The 26516-nt window shown below is 50.2% G+C and carries 26 protein-coding genes; 14 read left to right on the top strand and 12 right to left on the bottom strand.

Annotated features, from left to right (window positions below):
- The 4 genes from trpCF to ACQZQY_RS14390 all read left to right on the top strand — a co-directional run bounded on the left by trpCF (position 1) and on the right by ACQZQY_RS14390 (position 3963).
- A complete protein-coding gene (trpCF, locus tag ACQZQY_RS14405; protein ID WP_183846719.1) occupies positions 1-1365 on the top strand; it encodes a bifunctional indole-3-glycerol-phosphate synthase TrpC/phosphoribosylanthranilate isomerase TrpF in 1365 nt (454 codons plus the stop codon).
- A 41-nt stretch (positions 1366-1406) separates the two neighbouring features.
- Positions 1407-2600, top strand: coding sequence for a tryptophan synthase subunit beta (trpB, locus tag ACQZQY_RS14400; RefSeq protein WP_183848127.1), 1194 nt, complete (start codon positions 1407-1409; stop codon positions 2598-2600).
- Complete coding sequence (gene trpA / locus ACQZQY_RS14395) at positions 2600-3406, top strand: tryptophan synthase subunit alpha (RefSeq protein WP_136375053.1); 807 nt, start codon at positions 2600-2602, stop codon at positions 3404-3406. Before trpB ends, trpA begins: the two co-directional genes overlap by 1 nt.
- Positions 3407-3648: 242 nt before the next feature.
- Complete coding sequence (locus ACQZQY_RS14390) at positions 3649-3963, top strand: BON domain-containing protein (protein WP_056780743.1); 315 nt, start codon at positions 3649-3651, stop codon at positions 3961-3963.
- Between the two features lie 67 nt (positions 3964-4030).
- On the opposite strand, the gene ompW is transcribed toward ACQZQY_RS14390, so the two are convergent.
- A complete protein-coding gene (ompW, locus tag ACQZQY_RS14385; RefSeq protein WP_136375054.1) occupies positions 4031-4663 on the bottom strand; it encodes an outer membrane protein OmpW in 633 nt (210 codons plus the stop codon).
- Positions 4664-4954: 291 nt separating this feature from the next.
- Between ompW and ACQZQY_RS14380 the strand changes: the two genes are divergently transcribed.
- From ACQZQY_RS14380 to yciA, 4 genes are all read left to right on the top strand, one after another.
- Positions 4955-5320 (top strand): YkgJ family cysteine cluster protein, encoded by a 366-nt coding sequence (locus ACQZQY_RS14380; protein ID WP_136375055.1) that lies wholly within the window; start codon positions 4955-4957, stop codon positions 5318-5320.
- Positions 5321-5442: 122 nt separating this feature from the next.
- Complete coding sequence (locus ACQZQY_RS14375) at positions 5443-6195, top strand: YciC family protein (RefSeq protein WP_431295841.1); 753 nt, start codon at positions 5443-5445, stop codon at positions 6193-6195.
- A 99-nt stretch (positions 6196-6294) separates the two neighbouring features.
- Positions 6295-6834, top strand: a complete 540-nt coding sequence (locus ACQZQY_RS14370) for a septation protein A (RefSeq protein WP_056780754.1) — start codon at positions 6295-6297, stop codon at positions 6832-6834.
- A gap of 74 nt (positions 6835-6908) precedes the next feature.
- The gene (gene yciA / locus ACQZQY_RS14365; protein ID WP_056780758.1) at positions 6909-7349 is read left to right on the top strand and encodes an acyl-CoA thioester hydrolase YciA; all 441 of its coding nucleotides are present in this window, start codon (positions 6909-6911) and stop codon (positions 7347-7349) included.
- Between the two features lie 81 nt (positions 7350-7430).
- Here yciA and ACQZQY_RS14360 read toward each other — a convergent pair whose 3' ends face one another.
- Positions 7431-8162: an energy transducer TonB gene (locus ACQZQY_RS14360; RefSeq protein ID WP_122095516.1), complete on the bottom strand. Its 732-nt coding sequence runs from the start codon at positions 8160-8162 to the stop codon at positions 7431-7433.
- A 213-nt stretch (positions 8163-8375) separates the two neighbouring features.
- Here ACQZQY_RS14360 and ACQZQY_RS14355 point away from each other — a divergent pair, with 213 nt between their 5' ends.
- Both ACQZQY_RS14355 and ACQZQY_RS14350 read left to right on the top strand, forming a co-directional pair.
- Positions 8376-8672 carry a YciI family protein gene (locus tag ACQZQY_RS14355; RefSeq protein ID WP_056780765.1) on the top strand — a complete coding sequence of 99 codons (297 nt, stop codon included), beginning with the start codon at positions 8376-8378 and terminating at the stop codon, positions 8670-8672.
- Between the two features lie 83 nt (positions 8673-8755).
- Positions 8756-8947, top strand: a complete 192-nt coding sequence (locus tag ACQZQY_RS14350) for a YnfU family zinc-binding protein (protein ID WP_321186525.1) — start codon at positions 8756-8758, stop codon at positions 8945-8947.
- Here the strand turns inward: ACQZQY_RS14350 and ACQZQY_RS14345 are convergent, their stop codons facing one another.
- Entirely contained in the window at positions 8948-9130 is a 183-nt protein-coding gene (locus ACQZQY_RS14345) for a YciY family protein (protein ID WP_056780770.1), read from the bottom strand.
- 280 nt (positions 9131-9410) lie between these two features.
- Between ACQZQY_RS14345 and cls the strand changes: the two genes are divergently transcribed.
- Both cls and ACQZQY_RS14335 read left to right on the top strand, forming a co-directional pair.
- On the top strand, positions 9411-10871 hold the full coding sequence (gene cls / locus ACQZQY_RS14340; protein WP_056780773.1) for a cardiolipin synthase: 1461 nt from the start codon (positions 9411-9413) through the stop codon (positions 10869-10871).
- A gap of 80 nt (positions 10872-10951) precedes the next feature.
- Positions 10952-11275, top strand: a complete 324-nt coding sequence (locus tag ACQZQY_RS14335) for an HI1450 family dsDNA-mimic protein (RefSeq protein WP_056780777.1) — start codon at positions 10952-10954, stop codon at positions 11273-11275.
- A gap of 70 nt (positions 11276-11345) precedes the next feature.
- On the opposite strand, the gene oppF is transcribed toward ACQZQY_RS14335, so the two are convergent.
- The 6 genes from oppF to ACQZQY_RS14305 form a co-directional block, all read right to left on the bottom strand.
- On the bottom strand, positions 11346-12350 hold the full coding sequence (oppF, locus tag ACQZQY_RS14330) for a murein tripeptide/oligopeptide ABC transporter ATP binding protein OppF (RefSeq protein WP_056781023.1): 1005 nt from the start codon (positions 12348-12350) through the stop codon (positions 11346-11348).
- Between the two features lie 29 nt (positions 12351-12379).
- Positions 12380-13402: an ABC transporter ATP-binding protein gene (locus ACQZQY_RS14325; protein WP_056780780.1), complete on the bottom strand. Its 1023-nt coding sequence runs from the start codon at positions 13400-13402 to the stop codon at positions 12380-12382.
- Between the two features lie 11 nt (positions 13403-13413).
- Entirely contained in the window at positions 13414-14322 is a 909-nt protein-coding gene (gene oppC / locus ACQZQY_RS14320) for an oligopeptide ABC transporter permease OppC (RefSeq protein ID WP_056780783.1), read from the bottom strand.
- A gap of 15 nt (positions 14323-14337) precedes the next feature.
- Positions 14338-15258 (bottom strand): oligopeptide ABC transporter permease OppB, encoded by a 921-nt coding sequence (gene oppB / locus ACQZQY_RS14315; protein ID WP_056780787.1) that lies wholly within the window; start codon positions 15256-15258, stop codon positions 14338-14340.
- Positions 15259-15438: 180 nt separating this feature from the next.
- Positions 15439-17079: an oligopeptide ABC transporter substrate-binding protein OppA gene (gene oppA, locus ACQZQY_RS14310; RefSeq protein ID WP_431295840.1), complete on the bottom strand. Its 1641-nt coding sequence runs from the start codon at positions 17077-17079 to the stop codon at positions 15439-15441.
- A gap of 1165 nt (positions 17080-18244) precedes the next feature.
- Positions 18245-18889, bottom strand: coding sequence for a YchE family NAAT transporter (locus tag ACQZQY_RS14305; RefSeq protein ID WP_056780794.1), 645 nt, complete (start codon positions 18887-18889; stop codon positions 18245-18247).
- 540 nt (positions 18890-19429) lie between these two features.
- Between ACQZQY_RS14305 and adhE the strand changes: the two genes are divergently transcribed.
- Positions 19430-22105: a bifunctional acetaldehyde-CoA/alcohol dehydrogenase gene (adhE, locus tag ACQZQY_RS14300; protein WP_056780797.1), complete on the top strand. Its 2676-nt coding sequence runs from the start codon at positions 19430-19432 to the stop codon at positions 22103-22105.
- Positions 22106-22241: 136 nt separating this feature from the next.
- Here the strand turns inward: adhE and ACQZQY_RS14295 are convergent, their stop codons facing one another.
- On the bottom strand, positions 22242-22850 hold the full coding sequence (locus ACQZQY_RS14295; RefSeq protein WP_421670152.1) for a thymidine kinase: 609 nt from the start codon (positions 22848-22850) through the stop codon (positions 22242-22244).
- 624 nt (positions 22851-23474) lie between these two features.
- Here ACQZQY_RS14295 and hns point away from each other — a divergent pair.
- Positions 23475-23882, top strand: coding sequence for a histone-like nucleoid-structuring protein H-NS (gene hns, locus ACQZQY_RS14290; protein ID WP_056780802.1), 408 nt, complete (start codon positions 23475-23477; stop codon positions 23880-23882).
- Between the two features lie 197 nt (positions 23883-24079).
- Here the strand turns inward: hns and ACQZQY_RS14285 are convergent, their stop codons facing one another.
- Together ACQZQY_RS14285 and ACQZQY_RS14280 are read right to left on the bottom strand one after the other, a co-directional pair.
- Positions 24080-25087, bottom strand: a complete 1008-nt coding sequence (locus ACQZQY_RS14285; protein WP_217204057.1) for an NAD-dependent epimerase — start codon at positions 25085-25087, stop codon at positions 24080-24082.
- Positions 25088-25096: 9 nt separating this feature from the next.
- Positions 25097-26440, bottom strand: coding sequence for a UDP-glucose dehydrogenase family protein (locus ACQZQY_RS14280; protein ID WP_056780807.1), 1344 nt, complete (start codon positions 26438-26440; stop codon positions 25097-25099).
- Positions 26441-26516 lie beyond the last annotated feature (76 nt).

Genomic DNA, 26516 nt, shown 5'->3' with positions numbered 1-26516 from the left:
ATGCAGCAGGAAACCGTGCTCCACAAGATTGTTCGCGACAAAGAAATTTGGGTCGCGGCGCGTAAAGAACAACAACCGCTGGCCAGCTTTCAGAATGAAATAACTCAGAGCCAGCGCAGTTTCTACCATGCCCTGCAAGGCGCAAGAACGGCCTTTATTCTGGAGTGCAAACAAGCCTCTCCGTCGAAAGGCAAGATCCGCGAAAACTTTGATCCGGTAGAAATCGCCAGCGTGTATAAAGACTACGCCTCCGCTATTTCCGTATTAACCGACGAAAAATACTTCCAGGGCAGTTTTGATTTCCTGCCTCTGGTCAGCAAAACCGCCACGCAGCCGGTGCTGTGCAAAGATTTCATTATCGACCCGTATCAGATCCATCTGGCCCGTTTCTATCAGGCCGATGCGATTCTGCTGATGCTGTCAGTTCTGGATGATGATCAGTACGTTCAGCTTGCCGCCGTCGCCCACAGCCTGAATATGGGCGTGCTGACGGAAGCCAGTAATGAAGAAGAACTGGATCGCGCGGTGCAATTGAAAGCCAAAGTGGTCGGCATCAATAACCGTGATCTGCGCGATTTGTCTATCGATCTCAACCGCACCCGCGAGCTGGCCCCGCGTGTACCGCACGGCGTCACCGTCATCAGCGAATCGGGGATCAACACCTACGGGCAAATTCGTGAGCTGAGCCGCTTCGCCAATGGTTTCCTGATTGGCAGCGCGCTGATGTCTGAACAGAACCTGAACAGCGCGGTACGCCGTGTGCTACTGGGTGATAATAAAGTCTGCGGTCTGACCCGCGCTCAGGACGCCCGGGCCGCGCATGAAGCCGGTGCCATTTACGGCGGGTTGATTTTCGTCGAAGGGTCACCGCGTTTTGTGACACACACGCTGGCGAAAGAAGTGCAGAACGGCGCACCGCTGAAATATGTCGGCGTATTCCGTGATGAACCGGTCAGCAACGTGGCTGAAACGGCTCAGACACTGAACCTGGCCGCCGTGCAGCTTCACGGCGAGGAAAGCCAGACGTACATCGATGAACTGCGCACGGTGCTGCCAGAACATATTCAGATCTGGAAAGCGCTGAGCGTTAAAGACAGCATCCCGTCACGCGACCTGAATAATGTTGACCGCTACGTGCTGGACAACGGCAAAGGCGGCACCGGTTATCGTTTCGACTGGAGCAAGCTGGCCGGTCAGGATCTGAGCAATGTGCTGCTTGCCGGTGGTCTGAGCGCAGATAACTGCGTCGAAGCCGCGCAGCTCGGTTGCGCGGGGCTGGATTTCAATTCCGGTGTTGAAAGCGAGCCGGGCATCAAAGATGCCGAAAAAATCACCGCCGTATTCCAGACATTGCGGGCGTACTAAGCCGCACGCAATGACGCAAAAATTGACAGACAGGACGGAATATCATGACTTTACTTAATCCCTACTTTGGCGAATTTGGCGGCCAGTATGTGCCGCAAATTCTGATGCCTGCGCTGGCGCAGCTGGAAGAAGCTTTTGTCAGCGCACAGCGCGACCCTGAGTTTCAGGCTGAATTCATTGATTTACTGAAAAACTACGCAGGCCGCCCGACGGCGCTGACGCTGTGTAAAAACCTGACGGCTGGCACTAAAACCAAGCTGTACCTCAAGCGTGAAGATTTACTGCACGGTGGTGCGCACAAAACGAACCAGGTGTTGGGTCAGGCATTGCTCGCGAAACGCATGGGCAAAACGGAGATCATCGCCGAAACCGGCGCCGGTCAGCATGGCGTGGCATCAGCACTGGCCTGTGCCCTGCTCGGCCTGAAATGCCGCATTTATATGGGCGCCAAAGACATCGAACGTCAGTCCCCGAACGTGTTCCGTATGCGTCTGATGGGTGCGGAAGTGATCCCGGTGCACAGCGGCTCCTCCACGCTGAAAGATGCCTGTAACGAGGCGCTGCGCGACTGGTCTGGCAGTTACGAAACCGCTCACTACATGCTCGGCACCGCGGCAGGTCCGCATCCGTATCCGACCATCGTGCGTGAATTCCAGCGCATGATCGGCGAAGAAACCAAAGCGCAAATGCAGGAACGCGAAGGCTGTCTGCCGGATGCGGTGATCGCCTGTGTCGGCGGCGGTTCCAATGCCATCGGGATGTTTGCTGATTTCATCGACGACACCAGCGTGAAGCTGATTGGCGTTGAACCGGGCGGCCTGGGCATTGAAACCGGGCAGCACGGCGCGCCGCTGAAACACGGCCACGTGGGTATTTATTTTGGTATGAAAGCGCCGATGATGCAGACGTCAGAAGGCCAGATTGAAGAGTCCTATTCTATCTCCGCCGGTCTGGATTTCCCGTCCGTCGGCCCGCAGCATGCGCATCTCAATAGCATTGGCCGTGCGGAATATGTCTCGATCACCGATGACGAAGCGCTGGAAGCTTTTAAAGCTTTGTCCCGCCATGAAGGGATTATTCCGGCACTGGAATCCTCACATGCGCTGGCACACGCACTGAAAATGATCAAAGAAACACCGGAGAAAGAACAAATTCTGGTGGTGAACCTGTCGGGTCGCGGTGACAAAGATATTTTCACCGTACATGACATCCTGACTGCCCGGGGAGAAATTTAATGGAACGTTATCAGCAATTATTCGCGCGTCTGGAAAGCAAAAAAGAAGGCGCGTTTGTTCCTTTCGTTACGCTTGGTGACCCGGGCGTTGAGCTGTCACTGTCAATCATTGATACGCTGATTGAAGCCGGTGCCGATGCGCTGGAACTGGGCATCCCGTTCTCCGATCCGCTGGCCGACGGCCCTGTTATCCAGAATGCTAACCTGCGTGCCTTTGCTGCCGGTGTGTCGCCGACGCAGTGCTTCAATATGCTGGCACGCATTCGCGAAAAACACCCGGACATCCCCATTGGCCTGCTGATGTACGCTAATCTGGTTTTCCATAACGGCATTGAAACCTTCTATCAGCGCTGCGCTGAAGTGGGTGTCGATTCTGTGCTGGTGGCAGATGTGCCGTTTGAAGAATCAGCGCCATTCCGTGCAGCCGCGCTGCGCCACGGTATCGCCCCCATCTTTATCTGTCCGCCTAATGCGTCAGACGATTTGCTGCGCGAGATCTCCTCGCACGGCCGCGGCTACACGTATTTGCTGTCACGCGCTGGCGTGACCGGCACTGAAAAGCGTGCGCTGACGCCTCTGAATCATCTGGTCGATAAGTTGCGTGAATATAACGCAGCGCCACCTCTGCAGGGCTTCGGTATCTCCGAACCTGCGCAGGTAAAAGAAACCCTGGCCGCAGGCGCAGCAGGGGCTATCTCCGGTTCTGCGACAGTGCGTATTATCGAAAACAATCTGCACCAGCCTTCCGAAATGCTGGCTCAGCTTTCCCGTTTCGTCAGTGAAATGAAAGCCGCCACCCGCGCATAACCGGTATAAACAGAACGTGAGGGGTTAAAACACTCGCGTTCTGTCTCTTTTCATCTCTTTGCGATTTTTCTGCACTTAAATAGTTGCCTATTTATTTGTATAAACCCCATGAATAAACCAAACTAAAATCACTCACCAAGCCTATGATTATACGGGCTCTGACCGCATCGCTTGCGTGAGTTCAGGCCATATGTGTACTGATCGTTTCTTTTGGTTTTATAACAAAGCATGGAGAGTTATTTATGAAGCTATTCAAGACCTTGTCTGCGTTCTGCATGGCAGCCGTTGTGGTAATGGCCGTTGCCGCCTGTGCGCCAACAAAAAAATCAGAAGGAACCGGCGGTTATATCGATGACACCGTGGTGACGACGAAAGTGAAATCAGCCTTGCTGGCAGATAAAACTATCGCATCGCGTGAAATCAGCGTCGAAACCTTTAAAGGTCGCGTACAGCTGAGTGGCTTTGTGACGTCAACCGCTGATGCTAACCGTGCGGTAGAAGTGACGCGCGGCGTGGCCGGTGTTCGTTCAATTGAGAACGACATGCGTCTGAAGTAATCAGGCTTGCCGGAAATAAACGTGAAAGAGGCGCCTGAGCGCCTCTTTTTTATGCCTGTATCGTCGATCAGAAACGGTAGCCGACGCCAAACATAAAGACCCACGGGTCAATCCGGGTGTTGATGTTTTGCTGCTCGCCACCGGCTTTGAATTTCACTTCCGTATCAATATCCATCCACCAGACAGACATGTTGATCAGCCAGTTCTCATCAAGGTTGTAGTCAAGACCGGCCTGCGTAGCCACGCCCCAGGAGTCTTTTACGCTCAGGTCTGACAATCCCGCATCGCGGCCAGTCTGGTTGAAATTTGTGTCGTAAAAGGTGGTGTAGTTGATACCCACACCGAGGTACGGACGCAGTTTATCCAGCTTATCTCCGAAGTAGTACTGCGCCATCAGAGACGGCGGCAACTGTTTCACTTCCGCGATGGTGCCGGTGCTTTTCAGCCCGACTTTATGCTGGAACGGCGTGGCGGCCAGTAACTCGACGCCGATGTTATCGGTAAACATATAGCCGAGTGTCATGCCCATCTGCGTATTGTTATTGATATCAAAAGAACCCAGTCCAAGTACATTGTCTGATCCTTCGGTCGGACGAACCGTGGCTGTTCCTACGCGAAAAATCACATCCCCTGCCTGATGTGCGTTCGCAACTGCCGGAAATGCCGCTGCCGCGACGAGTGCCCAATATGCTGCTTTCATTATCCCTTCCCTTTGTATGGATTAGTATTCACCGCGCGAATGATACCCACTCTGTGGCATGGTTTGATCTACGCGGGATCACATCTTTAAAACAAATTTTCACAAATTGCATCTTTCGCAAACCGATCTAAATCTATAAAAACAAAGGAATTGATCTACATCAAAAACGAGGGAATTTGTTGAGTTCACAAATGCAGCGAATATCTGTTGCTTAAAAAAAAGGCACTGCGTAGTTTGGACAGTTCTGTGGATTTTGGTTTGGTGCCGTAAAGGAGTCGGCCGCTTTCCAAAATGAGCGAAATGAACAATCCCTGTATGACCTGTGGCGCATGCTGTGCGTATTTCCGGGTATCCTTTTATTGGGCTGAATCTGAAGAGGCTGGCGGACGCGTTCCGCAGGCGCTGACAGAGCAAGTCACTCCCTTTTTGAGTTGTATGCAGGGCACTGGCAGTAAGTCACCGCGCTGTATCGCTCTGGAAGGTGAAGTGGGTCAGTCTGTTTCCTGTTCCATTTACCTTAACCGCCCCTCACCCTGCCGCGAATTCGATCAGTCGGGTTTGAATGACGTGAGTAACTCCGCCTGTGACCGCGCCCGTGCGCATTACGGCCTGCCCCCGCTGGAAGTGAATTTACCGTTACCTGATTTTGTTAGCTGATGGCTTCAGGCAGCAAATCATCATGCAAAATGACAGGAAGTCAGCGCAAAACTATCGGCGATAACCATTTAAAGGTTACAATCGCCGTCTTATTGTTTTTTGCTTTTTGCCAAGGAGCGTTCATGCCTATCACGGCCAGTACGTTGTACCGTGACAGTTTTAATTTTATGCGTAATCAGTTGGGTAGCATTTTGCTGCTCTGCGTGCTGACCGCATTAATTACCGTCATCTTGAACCAGATTTTCATGCCTGGCAGCGACCAGCTTAGCGTGCTCAGTGCAGGCAGCGACGATTTGCTGAGTAACACCGGCATGAGTATTCAGGAGCTGGTTCAAAGCATGTCGCCTGACCAGCAGAAAGTGTTGCTTCAGGTTTCTGCAGCGGCCACTTTTTCTGCGCTGATCGGCAATGTGTTACTGGTTGGCGGAATGTTAGTTCTGCTTCAGCAGGTTTCCGGCGGAATGCGGACCAGCGCGCTGCGGGCACTTGGCGCTGCGGCACCGATTATGCCTCGCCTGTTCGGTCTGATGCTGATCTGTACGCTACTGGTGCAACTGGGTCTGACATTGTTCGTCGTTCCGGGCATTGTGCTGGCGGTGGCGACGTCCCTGTCTCCGGTGCTGTGCGTTAATGAAAAACTCGGCGTGTTTAAATCCGTAAAAGTGAGCAGCAAACTGGCGTTCGCGAATCTGCGCTTAGTAGTTCCGGCGATCATGTTCTGGCTGGCAGCAAAAATGGTGCTGTTGCTGGTGGTGAGCCGCCTGGCGATGCTGTCTCCTGACGCCGCCGCGGTGATCCTGAGCGCGCTGAGCAATCTGGTTTCTGCCTTATTGCTGATTTATCTGTTCCGTCTTTACACAAAATTACGCGTGTAATATTTACAACTCTTTTTAAAGGGCGCTCAGGCGCCCTTTTCTTTTGTCCGCGAAATGATTCCGGTATAGTCATCCCATACATAAAACATGGAATGAAGTATGAAGCAGCTCCTCGATTTTCTTCCCCTGATTGTCTTTTTTGTGGTTTATAAGCTTTACGACATTTTCGTCGCATCAGGCGCTTTAATCGCTGCCACGGCGCTGGCGCTGGTCATCACCTGGGTTGTGTACCGCAAAATTGAAAAAATGACATTAATCACCTTTGCCATGGTTGCCGTGTTCGGCACCCTGACGCTGGTTTTCCATAATGATGAATTCATTAAATGGAAAGTGACCGTGATTTACGTGCTGTTCTCCGGCGCACTGCTGATAAGCCAGCTGGTGCTGAAAAAACCGCTGATTCAGCGGATGCTGGGCAAAGAACTGACATTACCCGATCACGTGTGGAATAAACTGAATGTCAGCTGGGCGATCTTTTTCCTGCTCTGCGGTCTGGCGAATATTTACGTCGCATTCTGGTTACCGCAAAATATCTGGGTTAACTTTAAAGTGTTCGGCCTGACGGTCCTGACGCTGGTATTTACCCTGCTGAGCGGGGTGTATATTTACCGGCATATGCCGGATGAAGAAAAAAAATAAGTGTTCTCCTGTCTGGGCCTTTCTCTGAAAGGCCTTAATTTTTGAAGTCATTGAACTGTGTGAAGCCACTCTCTATGAACGAAAAACATAGCTTACCTAATGGTGAAATGGTGCTGCGTACGCTGGCAATGCCCGCGGATACCAATGCGAATGGCGATATATTTGGCGGCTGGTTAATGTCGCAGATGGATATGGGGGGTGCGATTCAGGCCAAGGAGATCGCCAAAGGTCGCGTGGTGACAGTGCGGGTGGACGGCATGACGTTCCTCAAACCTGTCGCTGTGGGAGATGTTGTATGTTGCTACGCGCGCTGCATCCGCACCGGCAACAGTTCCATCACCATCAATGTGGAAGTCTGGGTTAAGAAAGTCTCCTCCGAGCCCATCGGGCAGCGTTACAGAGCCACTGAAGCGGTCTTCACGTATGTTGCCGTGGATGAAGAAGGCAAATCGCGCCAGCTTCCAGACGGCCGCAGTAATTTCAGCGTTGATTCTGACGGTGTGTCGCAGGATTAATAAAACGCCGTCATGCTTCGAAAACAAAAAAGGTCGCCTGTGAAAGGGCGACCTTTTTTATACGCTACAGAAAAGCGTGGCTTACTCGACGGACGAACCACCTTCCACTTTGAATACCAGATTAACCACCAGGTTACTGGCAGCCTTCGGTTCATAGCGCCACTTACGCATCGCCTGCTTCACTTCGCGTTCAAACATATTGCGAGGTTCAGCTGAGAGAATACGCACATTCTCCACGCGACCGTCACTGTCTACATCAAACTGAACACGGACACGGCCATCGATGCGTAACGCTAAAGCACGCGCCGGATAGAACGGTTTGCCACGTTCAAGAGGACGCGGACCGCTGGAACTTTGCGTATTACTTGACGCTGGCGGCTGGTTGGCCGGTTTGGTCACGGGCTGATTGCTGGTCACAGGTGCCGTCTGAACCGTTTGTGTCGGCTTTTCTACCGGACGCTCAACGGGTTTTACCTTCGGCTTCACCACCGGTTTTTTAACCGGTTTCGGCTTAGGTTTTGGGGGTTCCGGGATCACCACGGCTTCCGGCGGCGGTGGTGGCTCTGGAACCACTTCCGGCTCTGGTTCAGGTTCCGGCGGTGTCGGTTCTGCCTGAGGCGGCGGCGGTGGTGGCGCAAAGTCAGCAGGATTGACCATCGTCACACTCATGACTTTCTGTTCCTGCACTGGCAGCTTGAGCGCGTCACTCACCGTGACATAAAGCACAGCGGCAATAACTGCAGCATGTAAGCCGACGGAAAGTGCCACCGGCAAAGAAACCTTGCGAATAAACCTAAACTTTTTTAGCGGCATAATGATTCTTTTTCCCCGTGAAGCCGCAAGTTTAAATGTAAATAGCAATCATATTCAACACCGAGATGACAACTATTCTCAAATAACCTCTGCCTTGATCCCGCGCAAAGCACTTTCATCTGGCTTCAGGTTTAGCTATGTTAATTCTGCACATCACTCTGCCCGCACTGAACCCGGACAGAATGCTTATTAAAATCAAATTAAAGGTGGCTCATGCTTTACGTTATCTATTCTGAAGATGTTTCCGATTCACTGGAAAAACGCGCAGCGGCCCGCCCTGCGCACATTGAACGTCTGAAAGCATTACATGACCAGGGACGCGTAGTGATTGCCGGCCCGACACCGGCCATTGACAGCGAAGATCCGGGTACCGCTGGCATGACCGGCTCGCTGGTAGTGATTGAGTTTGAAACGCTGGAAGAGGCAAAGGTCTGGGCAGATGCCGATCCGTATGTTGCGGCTGGCGTGTATAAATCCGTCACAGTAAAACCGTTCAAACGCGTTTTCTAAGCCCGGTGAGCGTCACGAACGCAACCTTCGTGACGCAATAACCCCGAAACCCGTCACAATGCTTTCATGGCTTCTGTGTTAGGATGTTCACCCCTGCCCATGAGGTAAGCATTATGTCATTCTTCGACGGACTGAAGTTTCTAACCAGTAAAACCACGAAGGTTACCTGCCCGGAATGCGGTTATGTTGCTGAACAAATCAGCACCAAAGTTCGCAAAAACTCCACGCTGGTCTGTAAAAAATGTGGTGCGCTTTTTCAGCCTAAATCCCGCTAATCATGAACCCCATTCGTAGTTCACGGCATACAATGACAGGCGTTGATGTTGTTGATGGTGGATTTGACGAATACGGTAGATGTGACGATAGCGTCTCGACTGACCTTCCAGCCAGCGGCTTCTCCGGCGCTGAGTCTGGCGTAACATGCGCCAGCGACCGACTTCATTTTTACTGCGTTTCATACACCTGTGTCCCGTGGTGGCCGTCACTGTTCAATCATGAAAGGATAAGAACGGAAGAATTTAGCCGGGACATTATAGGCCGATGATCGTGTTATCCAAGTCTTGTTTCTCACCTTGTTGACCGTAATCAGCTAACCTTGAAGTCAGCACCCTGATGATTTTCTTATCGCCGGGTTGCTTTAAGAGGTAGCTGATTGATTGGTGGGAAAAAGTTGGTTAAAAGAACTCCCCAAACACGTACACTTATGCCCATGGCTTTCGAACAGGATTTTTCGTCTTTATGACAACTTTTTATACGGTAATCAGCGGATTTCTGGTTTTTGGTTACTGGTTACTGATAGCCGGCGTGACGTTACGTATTTTAATGAAACGCCGCGCGGTGCCTTCTGCCATGGCGTGGCTGCTGATCATTTACATCATTCCTCTGGTCGGAATTATTGCCTATCTGTCGTTTGGTGAATTGCATCTGGGCAAACGCCGCGCCGAGCGGGCGAAAGCGATGTGGCCTTCCACGGCTCGCTGGCTGAACGATTTAAAAGAGTGCCAGCGAATTTTCGCGACCGAAAACAGCGAAATCGCCGCGTCATTATTCCAGCTGTGCGAGCGTCGTCAGGGCATTGCGGGTGTCAAAGGGAATCAGCTGCAACTGCTGACCACCAGCGATGACGTCCTCAAGGCGATGATGCGCGACATCGAACTGGCACGCAGCAATATTGAGATGGTTTTCTATATCTGGCAGCCCGGCGGGCTGGTGGATCAGGTCGCAGAATCGCTGATGGCGGCGTCGCGTCGCGGTATTCATTGCCGTCTGATGCTGGACTCTGCAGGCAGCGTGGCCTTCTTCCGCAGCCCGTATCCGGCAATGATGCGTAATGCCGGTATCGAAGTGGTCGAAGCGTTGCAGGTTAATCTTTTCCGTGTATTCCTGCGCCGTATGGATTTGCGTCAGCACCGCAAAGTAGTGCTGATCGATAACTATGTGGCTTACACCGGCAGCATGAACATGGTCGACCCCCGCTTCTTCAAACAGGATGCCGGTGTCGGTCAGTGGGTTGATCTGATGGCGCGCATGGAAGGCCCGGTCGCCACCACCATGGGCATCGTCTACTCCTGTGACTGGGAGATTGAAACCGGTAAACGCATTTTGCCGCCCGAACCGGATCTCAACCAGATGCCGTTCGAGCAGGAAAGTGGCCATACTATTCAGGTTATCGCCTCCGGGCCGGGTTTCCCGGAAGATATGATCCACCAGGCGTTGCTGACCGCGACCTATTCCGCCCGCGAACAACTGGTGATGACCACGCCGTATCTGGTGCCAAGCGATGATCTGCTGCATGCGATTTGTACCGCCGCCCAGCGCGGGGTGGACGTCAGTATCATTCTGCCGATGAAAAACGATTCAATGATGGTGGATTGGGCGAGCAAAGCGTTCTTCGGCGAATTACTGGAAGCCGGTGTCAAAATTTACCAGTTCGAAGACGGTCTGCTGCACACCAAAAGTATTCTTGTTGATGGGCAGTTGAGTCTGGTCGGTACAGTGAATCTGGATATGCGCAGCCTGTGGCTGAATTTCGAGATAACGCTGGTGATCGATGACGCCGGATTTGGTGATGATCTTGGCCGTGTTCAGGACGATTATATTGCCCGTTCGCACCTGCTGGATGTCGAAGCCTGGCTCAAACGGCCTTTCTGGCACCGTATCGTCGAGCGTCTGTTCTACTTTTTCAGTCCGCTGCTGTAAATGCCGGATTGGGCGTGGTGTAATAGACGCAGTACCGGCTTTTTTGATGCCTGAATACACTTTTTGTAAATGAGAACGCTATGGACCTGAATAATCGCCTGACCGAAGACGAAACGCTTGAGCAAGCCTATGATATCTTTCTGGAACTGGCCGGAGATAACCTCGACCCCGCAGATATCCTGATCTTCAATCTGCAATTTGAAGAACGCGGCGGCGCTGAGTTGTACGATCCGGCAGAAGACTGGGTGGATCACGTCGATTTCGATCTGAATCCTGACTTCTTCGCCGAAGTGGTGATTGGTCTGGCTGATGCAGAAGACCAGCCGATCAATGATATCTTTGCCCGCGTACTGCTGTGCCGCGAGAAAGATCACAAGCTCTGCCATATTCTCTGGAAAGAGTAATCTTAAAAGCTGCATGAAAAAAAACCTGCCACCGGCAGGTTTTTTTATGCTTTGCGTCTGAGGCGTTTTATCAGAGCGGGTCGACCTTCAGGCAGGAAACCGCATGGCGGAAACTGCCTTCAAGCAACGGACGGGTGATCGCACATTCCGGACCGGCAATCGGACAGCGTGTGCGGAAAACGCAGCCTGACGGCGGGTTGATCGGCGAAGGCAATTCCCCTTCCAGCAACTGAATGACTTTGTTGCGCTCTTTATCCGGATCGGGTACCGGCACCGCTGACATCAGCGCGCGGGTGTACGGATGCTGAGGATTGTTGTACACCTCATCATAGGTCCCCAGCTCAACAGCGTGGCCCAGATACATGACCAGAACACGGTCGGAGATATGTTTCACCACGGCCAGATCGTGCGCGATGAAGATCAGGGATAACCCCATTTCGCGCTGCAGCTGTTGCAGGAGGTTAACCACCTGCGCCTGAATGGAAACGTCGAGAGCGGAAACCGGTTCGTCACAGATAATCAGTTTCGGCTCAAGGATCAGTGCGCGTGCAATACCGATACGCTGACACTGACCGCCGGAGAATTCATGCGGATAGCGGTTGATCAGGTTAGGCAACAGCCCGACCTTCAGCATCATCGCCTTCACTTTCTCTTTCACCTCTAACCGAGGCATATTCGGGTTATAGGTTTTCAGCGGTTCGGCGATAATTTCCCCGATGGTCATACGTGGATTCAACGACGCCAGCGGATCCTGGAAAATCATCTGAATGTCACTGCGGGTTTTACGCCACTCGTTATCAGACATATTCAGCAGGTCTTTGCCAAGCCACGCCACACGGCCATCGGTCGCTTTCACCAGGCCGATCAGCGCACGGGCAAAGGTGGATTTGCCACAACCGGACTCCCCCACGACGCCCAGCGTTTCCCCTTCATACAGACGCAGCGTCACGCCATCGACCGCTTTCAGGGTTTTCGAAGGCTGCCAGAACCACTGTTTACCATCTTTGATGTCGAAATGGACTTTGAGATCGGCCACTTCGAGCAGGACTTTTTTCTCCGGCGCATGGGTGTTCATCGCCGCGCTGTCCATGATTGTATTGTCTGTCATACCAGTTCCTCCAGCGGCTTGTAGCACGCACGCAAACGACCATCACCGAAACGCTCAAGCGGAGGTGCAGTGGCACAAATATCCATCGAGTGCGGACAACGTGGCTGGAACGGACAGCCTTTAGGCAGGCGCAGCAGGTTCGGCGGGTTACCCGGAATGGTCATCATCGCGCCACCTTCCGCATCAAGACGCGGAACGGCATTCAGCAAACCAATGGAATACGGGTGGCAAGGCTCGTAGAAAACGTCGCGGGCGCGACCATATTCCATGGTGCGTCCTGCGTACATGACCAGCACTTTGTCACAGATACCGGCAACAACGCCCAGATCGTGGGTGATCATGATAATCGCCGTATTGAACTCGGCTTTCAGCTCATTCAGCAGCGTCATGATCTGAGCCTGAACGGTCACGTCGAGGGCCGTGGTCGGTTCGTCAGCAATCAGCAGCTTCGGACGGCACAACAGCGCCATCGCGATCATCACACGCTGACGCATGCCGCCGGAAAACTCGTGCGGGAACATCTTCATACGCTTGCGGGCTTCCGGCATTTTCACCGCGTCCAGCATGCGCACAGATTCTTCGAAGGCCTCACGTTTGCTGAGATTTTTGTGCAGTATCAGCACTTCCATCAGTTGCTCACCCACACGCATGTACGGGTTCAGTGAGGTCATCGGATCCTGAAAAATCATCGAAATCTGTTCGGCGCGCAGCTTGTTCAGCTCTTTTTGCGGCAGATTGAGAATTTCGCGGCCGTTGAATTTAGCCGAGCCTTCAATGCGACCGTTGCTCGCCAGCAACCCCATCAGCGCAAACGCAGTCTGAGATTTACCGGAGCCGGATTCGCCAACGATCCCCAGGGTTTCGCCAGCGCGCAGATCGAAGTTAAGATCGTTAACCGCAGTCACATCACCGTCCGGAGTTTCGAACGTGACGCGCAGGTCTTTAACATCAAGCAGCGTCTGCCCGTTCGCAGCGTGCGATGACGCGGCATTCGCCTGAATTTGTTCAATGGTGCTCATGATTGCACTCCTTAACGATCTTTCGGGTCGAGGGCATCACGCAGGCCATCGCCGATAAAATTGAAACAAAACAGAGTTACAACCAGGAAGCCTGCCGGGAACAGCAGTAACCAAGGTGAAACTTCCATCGAGTTGGCACCGTCACTCAGTAACGCGCCCCAACTGCTCAGCGGCTCCTGCGTACCCAGACCCAAGAAACTCAGGAAGGATTCGAACAGGATCATGCTTGGCACCAGCAGCGACGCATAGACCACGACGACACCCAGTACGTTAGGAACAATGTGACGCAATACGATATTTCGCGTACTCACACCACTGACCAGCGCCGCTTCGATGAATTCTTTACGTTTCAGGCTGAGGGTCTGACCACGCACGATACGCGCCATGTCCAGCCACGACACCATGCCGATCGCAACGAATATCAGCAGGATATTTTGCCCGAAGAAGGTCACCAGCAGGATAACGAAGAACATGAACGGGAAGGAGTTGAGGATTTCCAGCAAACGCATCATAGCGGAGTCAATTTTGCCGCCCAGGTAGCCGGACAAAGAACCGTAGAGAGTCCCGAGGATCACCGCCACCAGTGCAGCAGCAACGCCGACCATCAGGGAGATTCGCCCGCCGATCGCCACACGCACCAGTAAGTCACGGCCTGATGAGTCAGTACCGAAAAAGTGGTGAGAAGCCATATCAGGCGCGGCTGACATCATGTTCCAGTCAGTATCATCGTAGGCAAACTGCGACAGCAACGGGGCAAATGCCACGAACAGCGCAATAAAGGCCAGAACGATAAGACTGGTTACCGCTGCGCGGTTATGCATAAAGCGACGACGTGCGTCCTGCCACAAGCTGCGGCCTTCAACTTCCAGTTTTTCGCTGAAGTTCTCGACAACGTCGCTGTTTTTCTTACTTAACATCATTGACGTACTCCGGCATTAATAACGGATTTTCGGGTCGATGACGGCGTACAGCACGTCAACGATCGCATTGAATAAAATGGTCAATGCGCCCACTAAAATAGTCAGGCTCAATACCAGTGAGTAGTCACGGTTTAAAGCGCCGTTAACAAACAACTGGCCGATGCCCGGCAATCCGAAAATGCTCTCGATAACCATCGAACCGGTGATGATCCCAACGAATGCTGGCCCCATGTAGGACAGCACCGGCAGCAGCGCAGGTTTCAGTGCATGGCGCAAAATAATGCGATGCAACGGCAAGCCTTTGGCGCGGGCTGTACGGATAAAGTTGGAGTGCAGAATTTCGATCATCGAACCACGGGTGATACGCGCGATACTGGCGATATAGGCCAGTGACAAGGCGACCATCGGCAGGATCATGTATTTCACCCCACCGCCGTTCCAGCCGCCGCCCGGCAGCCATTTCAGCGTGATGGCAAATATCAGCACCAGTAATGGCGCGACCACGAAACTGGGGATAACCACCCCGGTCATGGCGACCCCCATCACCGTATAGTCCCACTTGGTGTTTTGATTCAGCGCAGCAATAACGCCCGCCGTCACACCAAACACAATCGCCATAATGAATGCCGCCAGGCCTAATTTCGCCGAAACCGGGAAAGAAGCCGCGACCAGATCATTGACGGTGTAATCCTTGTATTTGAACGACGGGCCAAAGTCACCTTTCGCCAGTTGTTCTAAATAATTGAAATACTGCTTATAGATTGGATCATTGAGGTGATATTTCGCCTCAATGTTGGCCATAACTTCTGGCGGAAGATTACGCTCACCCGTAAAAGGGCTACCGGGGGCGAGACGCATCATAAAAAACGAAATGGTGATCAAAATGAATAGCGTCGGAATCGCTTCCAGACAGCGGCGTAAAATAAACTTTAACATTGCCCGTACCTGTTTCTAAGCCTGTCACTACAGCTTGATAGTTTTGGCTTGGTCACGATGCCCCGCGTGTGTGGGTCATCGTGGTGGCTCTTTGCTTTGGCACTGAACGTCAGCGCTAAGAACATTACTTACATCAAATAAAAACAGGGCAGCTCGGGGATGCCCTGTTCTTTTCACTGATTAGTGTTTGATGATGTACAGATCTTTCACGTAGACGTTGTCCTGTGGATCTTTACCGGTGTAACCGCCAACGTAAGGTTTCACCAGACGCGCGTTCACGTAGTAATAAACAGGCACGATAACGGAATCTTTATCCAGCTGGGTTTCAGCTTTCTGATACAGATCAGCACGCTCGTCATCCGTCTTCGCGGTCAGAGTGTCAGCAATCGCTTTATCAAACGCTGCGCTCTTATAGTGAGAGGTGTTGTTGCTGCTGTCAGACAGCATGGTGTTCAGGAAAGAAGAAGGTTCGTTGTAGTCAGAGCACCAGCCGGCACGTGCTACATCGAAGTTGCCCTGATGACGGCTGTCCAGGAAGGTTTTCCACTCCTGGTTAACCAGCTTCACGTCAACGCCCAGGTTTTTCTTCCAGATAGCCGCTGCGGCGATAGCCAGTTTTTTATGCAGGTCAGAGGTGTTGTACAGCAGTTCGAAGGTCAGAGGTTTAGCCGGTGTGTAACCCGCTTCAGCCAGCAGTTTTTTCGCTTCGGTATTGCGCTGATCCTGAGTCTCTTTGAACCAGGCCGGAGGCGTCAGTTTCGCGCCGTCGGTGTAAGGAGGAGTGTAGCTGTAGGCTGGCAGGTCGCCCTGCGCTTTCACCTTGTTCACGATGATGTCGCGATCCAGGCCCAGTTTCAGTGCTTCACGAACGCGTGAATCAGTGAATGGTGCTTTCTGGTTGTTGATTTCGTAGTAATAAGTACACAGGTACGGGTCAACATGAACTTCGGTAGGGATTTCTTTTTTCAGCTTCTGGAACAGTTCAATCGGCATGTTGTTGTAAGTCATGTCGATTTCGCCACTGCGGTAGCGGTTAACGTCTGTCACTTCTGAAGAAATTGGCAGATAGGTAACCTGGTTAATCACAGTTTTGGCGTTGTCCCAGTATGTCGGGCTACGTTCGAGCACGATACGTTCGTTGACGGTCCATGCTTTCAGTTTGTATGCGCCATTGCTGACGTAGTTTTCTGGTTGAGTCCATTTGTCGCCAAATTTCTCAACAACACTTTTGTTCACCGGCTTCATCGCGGTGTGAGACAGCATTTTGACAAAATACGGTACTGGCTCAGTCAGGGTCACTTGCAGAGTATGGTCATCAATCGCTTTCACACCCAGCGTATCAGGGCTTTTTTTACCACTGATGATGTCATCGATGTTTTCGATGTGGCCGTATTGCAGGTAGCTTTCATAAGGAGAGGCGGTTTTTGGGTCAGCCAGGCGCTGCCAGCTGTACACGAAATCCTGAGCAGTCACAGGATCGCCGTTAGACCATTTTGCTTCCGGACGCAGGTGGAAGGTCCAGACTTTGAAATCTTTATTATCCCAGCTGGTGGCAACACCAGGGATCACACTGCCGTCTTTGCTGTCGGTATTGACCAGGCCTTCCATCAGATCACGGATCACGTTGGATTCAGGTACGCCTTCCACTTTATGCGGATCAAGGGACTGTACTTCTGAACCGTTGTTACGTACCAGCTCTTGCTTGTCTGACAGGGTCACGCCTGCAGGCACGGTGGCTGCAAAGACGGTATTAATGGAAATGGCGCCAACCGCAGCCATGATGCAGGCAGCCAGCAGATTTTTTTTTGTGATGTTGGTCATTGTCATTCAACTCCAATTTTTATTATGAACTTGCACACTCTGGCGCAAGATAAACCCTTACTGCGTCTACGGGTTTCACAAGCAGGAACGAATTGCTCAAGAAAGGCCCCCATTCAGTAACCATCCGCGGATGGCTTCCCCTATTACTGCGTGAAGCAAGTGAAACGTCAGGCTGTTAAGCGCCATGCGGTTTCAGAGATCGTTAAGGAAGATCTCCTCCATTTGACTTACCCCGTTTATCACCGGCATTCATTCCGGAGGTACACCAGGCAGTCGCATACTGATATTCCTAATGGCTTTAAATAAAATTTTTTGGCTGTCACCGGTAAAGGTGAAAGCATTTCCGCCGTCATCAAACGTCAGAAATCAATTAAGAAGAAAAACTGAAGATTTGTTTTGCTGAGCGGGAAGATTCAACTCAGAGCTGTGTAATGGCGTTAACGCAAAGATCGTGTTCCTGCGAAAAGAAAACGACTGAGGATAATTTTGCGGTACGTATTGCGACACTTTGCTCTCCAAAAACAAATGAAATTGCTTCAATCTTTCTGTGCCTTGCAAGATTCGTTCTCACTTAGAGCATGACTCTACACAATTTTCCATTTGTTAAGACGATTTGAAAATTATCAGAAGCCCGATACCGGCGCCAATTAATTTTGCAAATTTGTTACGCAATTCTCTTTTATACGTTACTAAGCTTTTGAGCGCCCAAGATACCTACACCGTGAAATAGCAGGTAACTTGCTGTTTAAACTCATCTTAAATGCAATTTTCAGGTCCGAAATCTTCTGCGAGGTTGCTCAAGAACTCGACTGACACAATCAGTTAACATTCTGACGATTTCAAGGATAAAGCCCTGTTAACTGCTGTGTTAACACTAATAACATCTCGATACGGCCTGCACAAGCCTTACAGAATGATGTGGATAAATTAACGGCAATACGGGCAGTAAAGGAGGGGTTTTAGCAAAAAAATAGCTAAGTTTATTAGAAGAAATGAAGGCTTGGATTCAAAAGAAGTCTGAGAAGGGAGTTTACGCCACATTAGGGTGCAAATGCTCTTATTTACACCATTAGCTGCACTATATTAAGGCATTCGATTATAAGCAGACGTAATAATTATCACGAAATCACGTTTATGATCTCGTGATAATTTGGCTGCGTATTGATTAGAGAAGGCCTGGGAAAATAGCTTTAATTCCTGTCACAATAAATTCGATGCCCAAAGACATCAGTAACAACCCCATGATTCGGGTAATCACGTTGATGCCCGTCTGCCCCAGTAAACGAACCAACAGCGGTGCCGCACGGAACAGAAGCCAGCAACAAAAGGCAAAGAAGATGATCGCCAGCGTAAGACCCAGCAGATTCTGCCAGCCGTTATAGCGGGAACTCCAGACAATCGTAGAACTGATTGCCCCGGGCCCTGCCATCAAGGGTAATGCCAAAGGCACTACACCGACATTTTCACGGATCGCAGTTTCCGATTTCTCTTGTTTGTTCTGCTTATCTTCACCGAGCTTGCCGCTGATCATGGACATCGCAATGGTCACAACCAGAATGCCGCCTGCGATGCGGAATGAATCAATGGAAATCCCAAACAGATGCAGAATGGCATCGCCGAGGAACAACGCTGTCGACAATATAATGGCGACGGATAAGTTAGCCGTCATGTTGGTCTTATTACGACCGGCGGCAGCCTGATAGCTGGTCATACTAATGAAGACAGGCAGGATCCCTACCGGGTTAACCAGCGCGAACAACCCGACGAAAAATTTGATATAGCCTGAAAAATCTAATAAAGATTGGCTCACGCAGAACTCCGCACAAATTGCCAGTAGATGAAGGTCTTGATGGGGCGCTAATGTACTGGAATTGCAAAGATGGCGCCACGTCGTTTCATGGTATTTATCACCAGAATTTCATTAAAAAGCAGTGAATGACACTTTTGTTAAAAAAGTGTAATATTACTGCCTCAAAAAGCCGTTAAGTTGTAGATAGTTTCCACTTTTTTGATAATCATTCTTATTAAACCCCAGCTGAAAGGAGTCAGCATTGGTGTTTAGTGATCCAGATCAAATTCCCTCTGCCTACAAATAGGTAAGCTTTGCGCATAGTCACTCACCGGTACTTGCGAACACTCTCTGAGATAAACGTTCACAAAATGGCGCGGAATGACAATTTATCTACTCTGGGTGCTACACGACTGAAAGCTCTTTGAGCAAATAAAGAGACAGAGATAACACATTGAGAACAGTAGTAATAATTACTTTCTCGCAGTGGAGGATAGCAAGGCTATACTCATTTCTGGCAGGTTATTTACTAAAAGAGTTTAACTTTATCAGGAGAGCATTATGGCTGTAACAAATGTCGCTGAACTGAACGCACTCGTTGCCCGAGTGAAAAAGGCACAACGTGAATACGCCAACTTCAGTCAAGAACAAGTAGATAAGATCTTCGCCGCCGCCGCCCTGGCTGCTGCTGATGCTCGAATTCTGCTGGCAAAACTTGCTGTTGAAGAATCCGGTATGGGTATCGTCGAAGACAAAGTGATCAAAAACCACTTCGCCTCTGAATATATCTACAACGCTTATAAAGATGAAAAAACCTGTGGCATCCTCGGTCAGGATGACACCTTCGGTACCATCACTATCGCAGAGCCAATCGGCCTCATCTGCGGTATCGTACCGACAACTAACCCAACTTCTACCGCGATTTTCAAAGCGCTGATCAGCCTGAAAACACGTAACGGTATCATCTTCTCTCCACACCCACGTGCTAAAAACGCAACCAACAAAGCCGCAGATATCGTTCTGCAAGCCGCTATCGCTGCGGGTGCGCCAAAAGACATCATTGGCTGGATTGATGAACCAAGCGTAGAGCTGTCCAATCAGTTAATGCATCACCCGGATCTGAACCTGATCCTGGCAACCGGTGGCCCGGGCATGGTGAAAGCCGCTTACAGCTCCGGTAAACCCGCGATTGGCGTTGGTGCCGGTAATACCCCGGTTGTCGTTGATGAAACCGCTGATATCAAACGTGTTGTCGCTTCCGTTCTGATGTCTAAAACCTTCGATAACGGTGTTATCTGTGCGTCTGAACAGTCCATCATCGTGGTTGATTCTGTTTATAACGCAGTGCGTGAACGTTTCTCTTCTCACGGCGGCTACCTGCTGCAGGGTAAAGAGTTGAAAGCCGTTTCCGACATCATTCTTAAAAACGGTGGCCTGAACGCGGCAATCGTAGGCCAGCCAGCCGCGAAAATCGCTGAAATGGCCGGCATCAAAGTGCCAGCTCATACTAAAGTGTTAATCGGTGAAGTCAGCGTTGTTGACGAATCAGAACCGTTTGCACACGAAAAACTGTCCCCTACCCTTGCGATGTACCGTGCGAAAGATTTCGAAGATGCGGTAGCAAAAGCAGAAAAACTGGTAGAAATGGGCGGTATCGGCCACACCTCTTGTCTGTATACAGACCAGGACAACCAACCAGAACGTGTTAATTATTTTGGCAACAAAATGAAAACCGCACGTATTCTGATCAACACCCCGGCTTCACAGGGTGGTATCGGTGACCTGTATAACTTCAAACTTGCCCCTTCTCTGACGCTGGGCTGCGGTTCATGGGGTGGTAACTCCATCTCTGAAAACGTCGGTCCAAAACACTTGATCAACAAGAAAACTGTAGCGAAGCGAGCAGAAAACATGTTGTGGCATAAACTTCCAAAATCTATTTACTTCCGTCGTGGCTCACTGCCAATCGCACTGGAAGAAGTGGCGACTGACGGAGCGAAACGCGCCTTCATCGTTACTGACCGCTACTTATTCAATAACGGCTATGCAGACCAAATCACCAGCGTTCTGAAAGGTCACGGTATTGAAACTGAAGTCTTCTTCGAAGTAGAAGCGGATCCAACGCTGAGTATCGTTCGTAAAGGTGCTGAGCAGATGAACTCTTTCAAACCAGACGTGATTATCGCGCTGGGTGGTGGTTCACCGATGGATGCCGCTAAAATCATGTGGGTTCTGTACGAACATCCAGATACTCAGTTTGAAGATTTGGCGCTGCGCTTTATGGATATCCGTAAACGTATCTACAAATTCCCGAAAATGGGTGTGAAAGCGAAAATGATCGCCGTCACTACCACTTCCGGTACCGGTTCTGAAGTCACTCCGTTTGCAGTAGTGACAGATGACGCAACAGGTCAGAAATATCCACTGGCTGACTACGCGCTCACCCCAGATATGGCTATCGTTGATGCCAACCTGGTGATGAACATGCCGAAATCACTCTGTGCGTTCGGTGGTCTGGATGCGGTGACTCACGCACTGGAAGCTTACGTTTCCGTTCTGGCGAATGAATATTCTGATGGTCAGGCTCTGCAGGCGCTGAAATTACTGAAAGAAAACCTGCCAGCCAGCTACCACGAAGGTTCTAAAAACCCGGTTGCTCGTGAACGTGTGCACAATGCGGCCACTATCGCCGGTATCGCGTTTGCGAACGCCTTCCTGGGTGTGTGTCACTCAATGGCCCATAAACTGGGTTCAGAGTTCCACATTCCACACGGTCTGGCCAACGCCATGCTGATTTCAAACGTTATCCGTTACAACGCGAACGATAACCCAACTAAACAGACTGCTTTCAGTCAGTATGACCGCCCACAAGCGCGTCGTCGTTACGCAGAAATCGCTGACCATTTAGGTCTGGGCGCTCCTGGTGACCGTACTGCACAGAAAATCCAGAAACTGTTGAACTGGTTGGACGAAATCAAAGCGGATCTGGGTATTCCAACTTCAATCCGTGAAGCCGGTGTGCAGGAAGCTGACTTCCTGGCGAAAGTAGACAAACTGTCTGAAGATGCGTTTGATGACCAGTGTACCGGTGCTAACCCACGTTACCCGCTGATCGCCGAACTGAAACAGATTCTGATGGATACTTACTACGGTCGTGAGTACAACGAAGATGTTGCTGATGAAGTTGCCATTGCAGCTCCGGCACCTAAAGCTGAAAAGAAAACCAGCAAAAAATAATCTGCTGAGATTCCCGTAAGCAAAAAACCCGCCAAATGGCGGGTTTTTTTATTGTGCCATCAGGAGCGTCACTCGACGTTTTAATGGCACTCTTCAATCTGGTACAGATTTGCTACCGCTCACAGGCCCGGCTGACTTAGCGTGTCTTTGTATCGTCAAGGGGAGCTATCGCGGCCATGGCTTCTTTATAATGCTTGCGACAAACGGACACATAGCTCTCATCCCCGCCAATGACCACCTGTGCGCCATCGTGCAGCGCGTTACCCTTCTCATCCATGCGGAGGTTACGGTTGGCCTTACGGCCGCAGTGACAGATGGTTTTAAGCTCGACCAGCTTATCCGCCCATGCCAGCAGGTACTCGCTGCCTTCAAAAAGCTCTCCACGAAAGTCTGTCCGCAATCCGTAACACAGAACCGGCACATCAAGGTCGTCCACGACGTCTGTAAGCTGCGACACCTGCGCCTTGGTAAGAAACTGACACTCATCTATCAAAACGCAATTCAGGCGCTGTGAGCCGCTGTCCTGTGCGATCAAATTAAAGAGATCGGTTTCTTTATTGTAAAGTTCCGCAGGCGATGACAATCCGATACGAGAACTGACCATACCGACGCCAAACCGGTGATCTAACTCCGCCGTTAAGACCAGCGTACGCATGCCACGTTCTTGATAATTATATGAAGACTGCAACAGAGATGTCGATTTACCGGCGTTCATCGCCGAGTAATAAAAATAAAGTTGAGCCATTAAGCGGCGACCCCGTTAAGTATTGGATGGCGGAATTTTTCGGCAAGGATTGTACCATAGCCCCTGCCGGCTGATAACATCGCGTCACCGATCCCAATAAGATCCATGAATAACGCTTTATGACTTTTCAAAAAACACAGAAACTTACAAACAGAAATTATAAAACCCGCCAATCATAATGCGTTATCTGAACACCTTATTACCTTATCTGACCGGTATTTATATGTAATACCTTATGCGTACGCTGGTTTGTCTATACATAGCGGATCCGATCAGCGGAGTCTTAAAAGTTCGGTAAAAATCCTAAAGGCTGTAGCATTAATGCCCTGATTTGCCATATCCTTACAATAGATGCCCACGTAAATGTTTTATTTGTGCGAAGTCTCGCAAAGTTATACAACGCATCTTGCGGCACGCGAATACACCTGAAGAATGTATTGAAAATTAGCTTATATGCCCCAGATAAATAGTGTGTCCCGGCTCAACTATATTTTTACACTGTTATCAATATTTGCTTTAAATGCGTAAATTAGAGTCAGGTGTTCAAATTGGCTATTGCAGAATAGAGAAGAGCAATCTATTATTAACCAAACGCCCCCCACCATATAATTTGAGACTAGTATAATGAGCGAAGCATTAAAGATTCTGAACAACATCCGTACTCTGCGCGCACAAGCAAGAGAATGCACTCTCGAAACTCTGGAAGAGATGCTGGAGAAATTAGAAGTTGTTGTTAACGAACGTCGCGAAGAAGATTCTCAGGCAGCTGCTGAAATTGAAGAGCGTACACGTAAACTGCAACAATACCGTGAAATGCTGATTGCTGATGGCATTGATCCTAACGAATTGCTGCAAACAATGGCTGCTACCAAATCTGCTGGTAAAGCCAAGCGTGCTGCACGCCCTGCGAAATACAAATATATCGACGAGAACGGCGAAAACAAAACCTGGACTGGCCAGGGTCGTACTCCAGCTGTGATCAAGAAAGCAATTGAAGAGCAAGGCAAATCACTGGACGATTTCCTGCTGTAATTGCCCTTATTGACCTCAGTGTTATTAATGCTAAAACCCATCCTTGTGATGGGTTTTTTGTTATGTATTTAGGTTGATGCATTTCGGGTAGCAACAAAAATCAAAAACAATCCAGGTTAAACAACCATAAGATTTAACTGAATTATTTCTGATAAATAAAAAAGGCTGCCTGGGCAGCCTTTTGTTATTAGTTCATGTCAGACCTGGTAAAAATCGCGGTACCAGTCAACAAAGTTCTGCACGCCCTGCTCAACCGTCGTTTCCGGCTTAAAGTGGATAGCCTCATACAGCGGCTGTGTATCGGCACTGGTTTCATGCACGTCACCAGGCTGCATAGGCAGCATATTCTTTTCAGCCTCAATCCCAAGGGCCTTCTCAAGCGCGCTGATATAGGCCGTCAGCTTCACCGGATGGTTATTACCGATGTTATAGACACTATAAGGCGCTGAACTACTGGCAGGAGAACCTTCTTCTACCGTCCAGTCCTGCTGCGCTTGTGGAATGACATCCTGCAGGCGAACAATGGATTCGGCAATATCATCGATATATGTGAAGTCCCGACGCATTTCGCCGTGGTTATAAACATCAATACTCTGACCGGCGATCATTGCTTTGGTAAACTTAAACAGCGCCATATCAGGACGCCCCCACGGACCGTAAACAGTAAAGAAACGTAATCCGGTGGTTGGCAGGCGATAAAGATGCGAATAAGTATGAGCCATTAATTCATTGGCTTTTTTCGTCGCAGCATACAATGACACGGGATGATCAACCGAATCATCCGTTGAGAAGGGTTGCTTCTTGTTCAGACCATAAACTGAGCTGGAAGACGCATAAAGCAAATGACCGACTTTATTATGACGGCACCCTTCCAGCACATTAACAAATCCTATGAGGTTAGAATCTGCATAAGCTAAAGGATTCTCAATGGAATACCGGACACCGGCCTGCGCAGCCAAATGAATAACACGATCAAAACGCTGTGCCGCAAACAATGCCGCCATACCCTCACGATCGGCTAAATCCAGCTTGAAAAACTCAAAGCCGTCTTTATTTTCCAGTTGTGACAGACGTGCGAGTTTCAGATTGACGTCATAATAGTCATTGAGATTATCCATCCCGACAACGGTATGGCCTGCCGAAAGCAAACGTTGTGACACATAAAAACCAATAAACCCTGCAGCGCCGGTAACCAGATATTTCATGAATTCTCCTTACAGAACCGGATTAACTGATGCACCACGGCCAATCCCGTAGTAAGTGAACCCGCGTTTTTCTAAACGTTCAGGATCGAATAAATTACGACCATCAAAGATGACCGGTTCTTTTAATGCATTTTTGATGACATCGAAATCAGGCGCGCGGAAATTCTGCCATTCCGTACAAATAATCAGCGCATCGGCGTTTTGCAATGCGGATTCTTTGGTTCCCATCAGTTCGAGATCTTCACGATGACCGTAAATTCGCTGAGTTTCATTCATGGCTTCCGGATCGTAGGCTTTGATTTTCGCGCCCGCGGCCCAAAGTTGTTCCATTAAAACGCGGCTGGAAGCTTCACGCATATCATCGGTATTCGGCTTAAAGGACAGCCCCCAAAGTGCGAAGGTTTTACCCTGCAGATCCTGACCGAAGTGGCGCTGAATGAAAGTCGGTAATTTATATTTCTGCTGATAATTCACCTGTTCCACAGCCTGTAATAATTTTGGCTGATAACCAATATGTTCTGCCGTGCGGATCAAAGCCTGCACGTCTTTTGGGAAACAGGAACCGCCGTAACCGCAGCCAGGATAGATAAAGTGATAACCGATACGGGAATCAGAACCGATCCCCTGACGTACTTTCTCGATATCCGCACCCAGCATTTCAGCCAGATTAGACATCTCATTCATAAAGCTGATTTTGGTGGCCAGCATGCAGTTAGCTGCGTATTTGGTCAGCTCAGCACTGCGAATGTCCATCAGGATCATACGGTCATGATTGCGGTTGAAGGGCTCGTACAGTTCACGGATAGGGTCGATGGCGTCAGGATTGTCGGTACCGATAACGATACGCTCCGGGCGCATGCAGTCGGCAACAGCGGCCCCCTCTTTCAGGAACTCCGGATTTGACACCACGTTGAAATCGATGTCTACGCCGCGCTGTTTCAGCACTTCGGTCATCACGGCACGAACTTTATCTGCCGTGCCGACCGGAACGGTAGACTTATCAATCACCACTTTTGTGTCGGTCATGTGTTCAGCAATAGTACGCGCTACAGCGGTAACATATTTCAGATCGGCGGAGCCATCTTCATCCGGCGGCGTGCCCACAGCAATAAACTGAACGGTGGCATGCGCCACGCCTTCGGCCGCATCTGTGCTGAACATCAGACGCCCGGCTTCATAATTCTGTTTTACCAGCGGCGTTAAACCCGGTTCGAAAATGGGGATCTGACCATTTTTCAGGTTCTCCACTTTGTTCGCATCAACATCGATGCACAAAACTTCATGCCCGACTTCAGCAAGAACCGCCGCCTGAACAAGTCCGACGTAACCGATACCAAAAACTGTTACTTTCATCAGCGAATTCCTATTATTTATTTTTTAACAAACATTTTTAGACAACGTTAATTAGACGGCTAAATTTCTGGGCGCA

Source organism: Rahnella sp. PAMC25559, assembly GCF_050632365.1.
Lineage (GTDB): Bacteria > Pseudomonadota > Gammaproteobacteria > Enterobacterales > Enterobacteriaceae > Rahnella > Rahnella rivi.
This window is presented reverse-complemented; position numbering and strand designations above follow the sequence as displayed.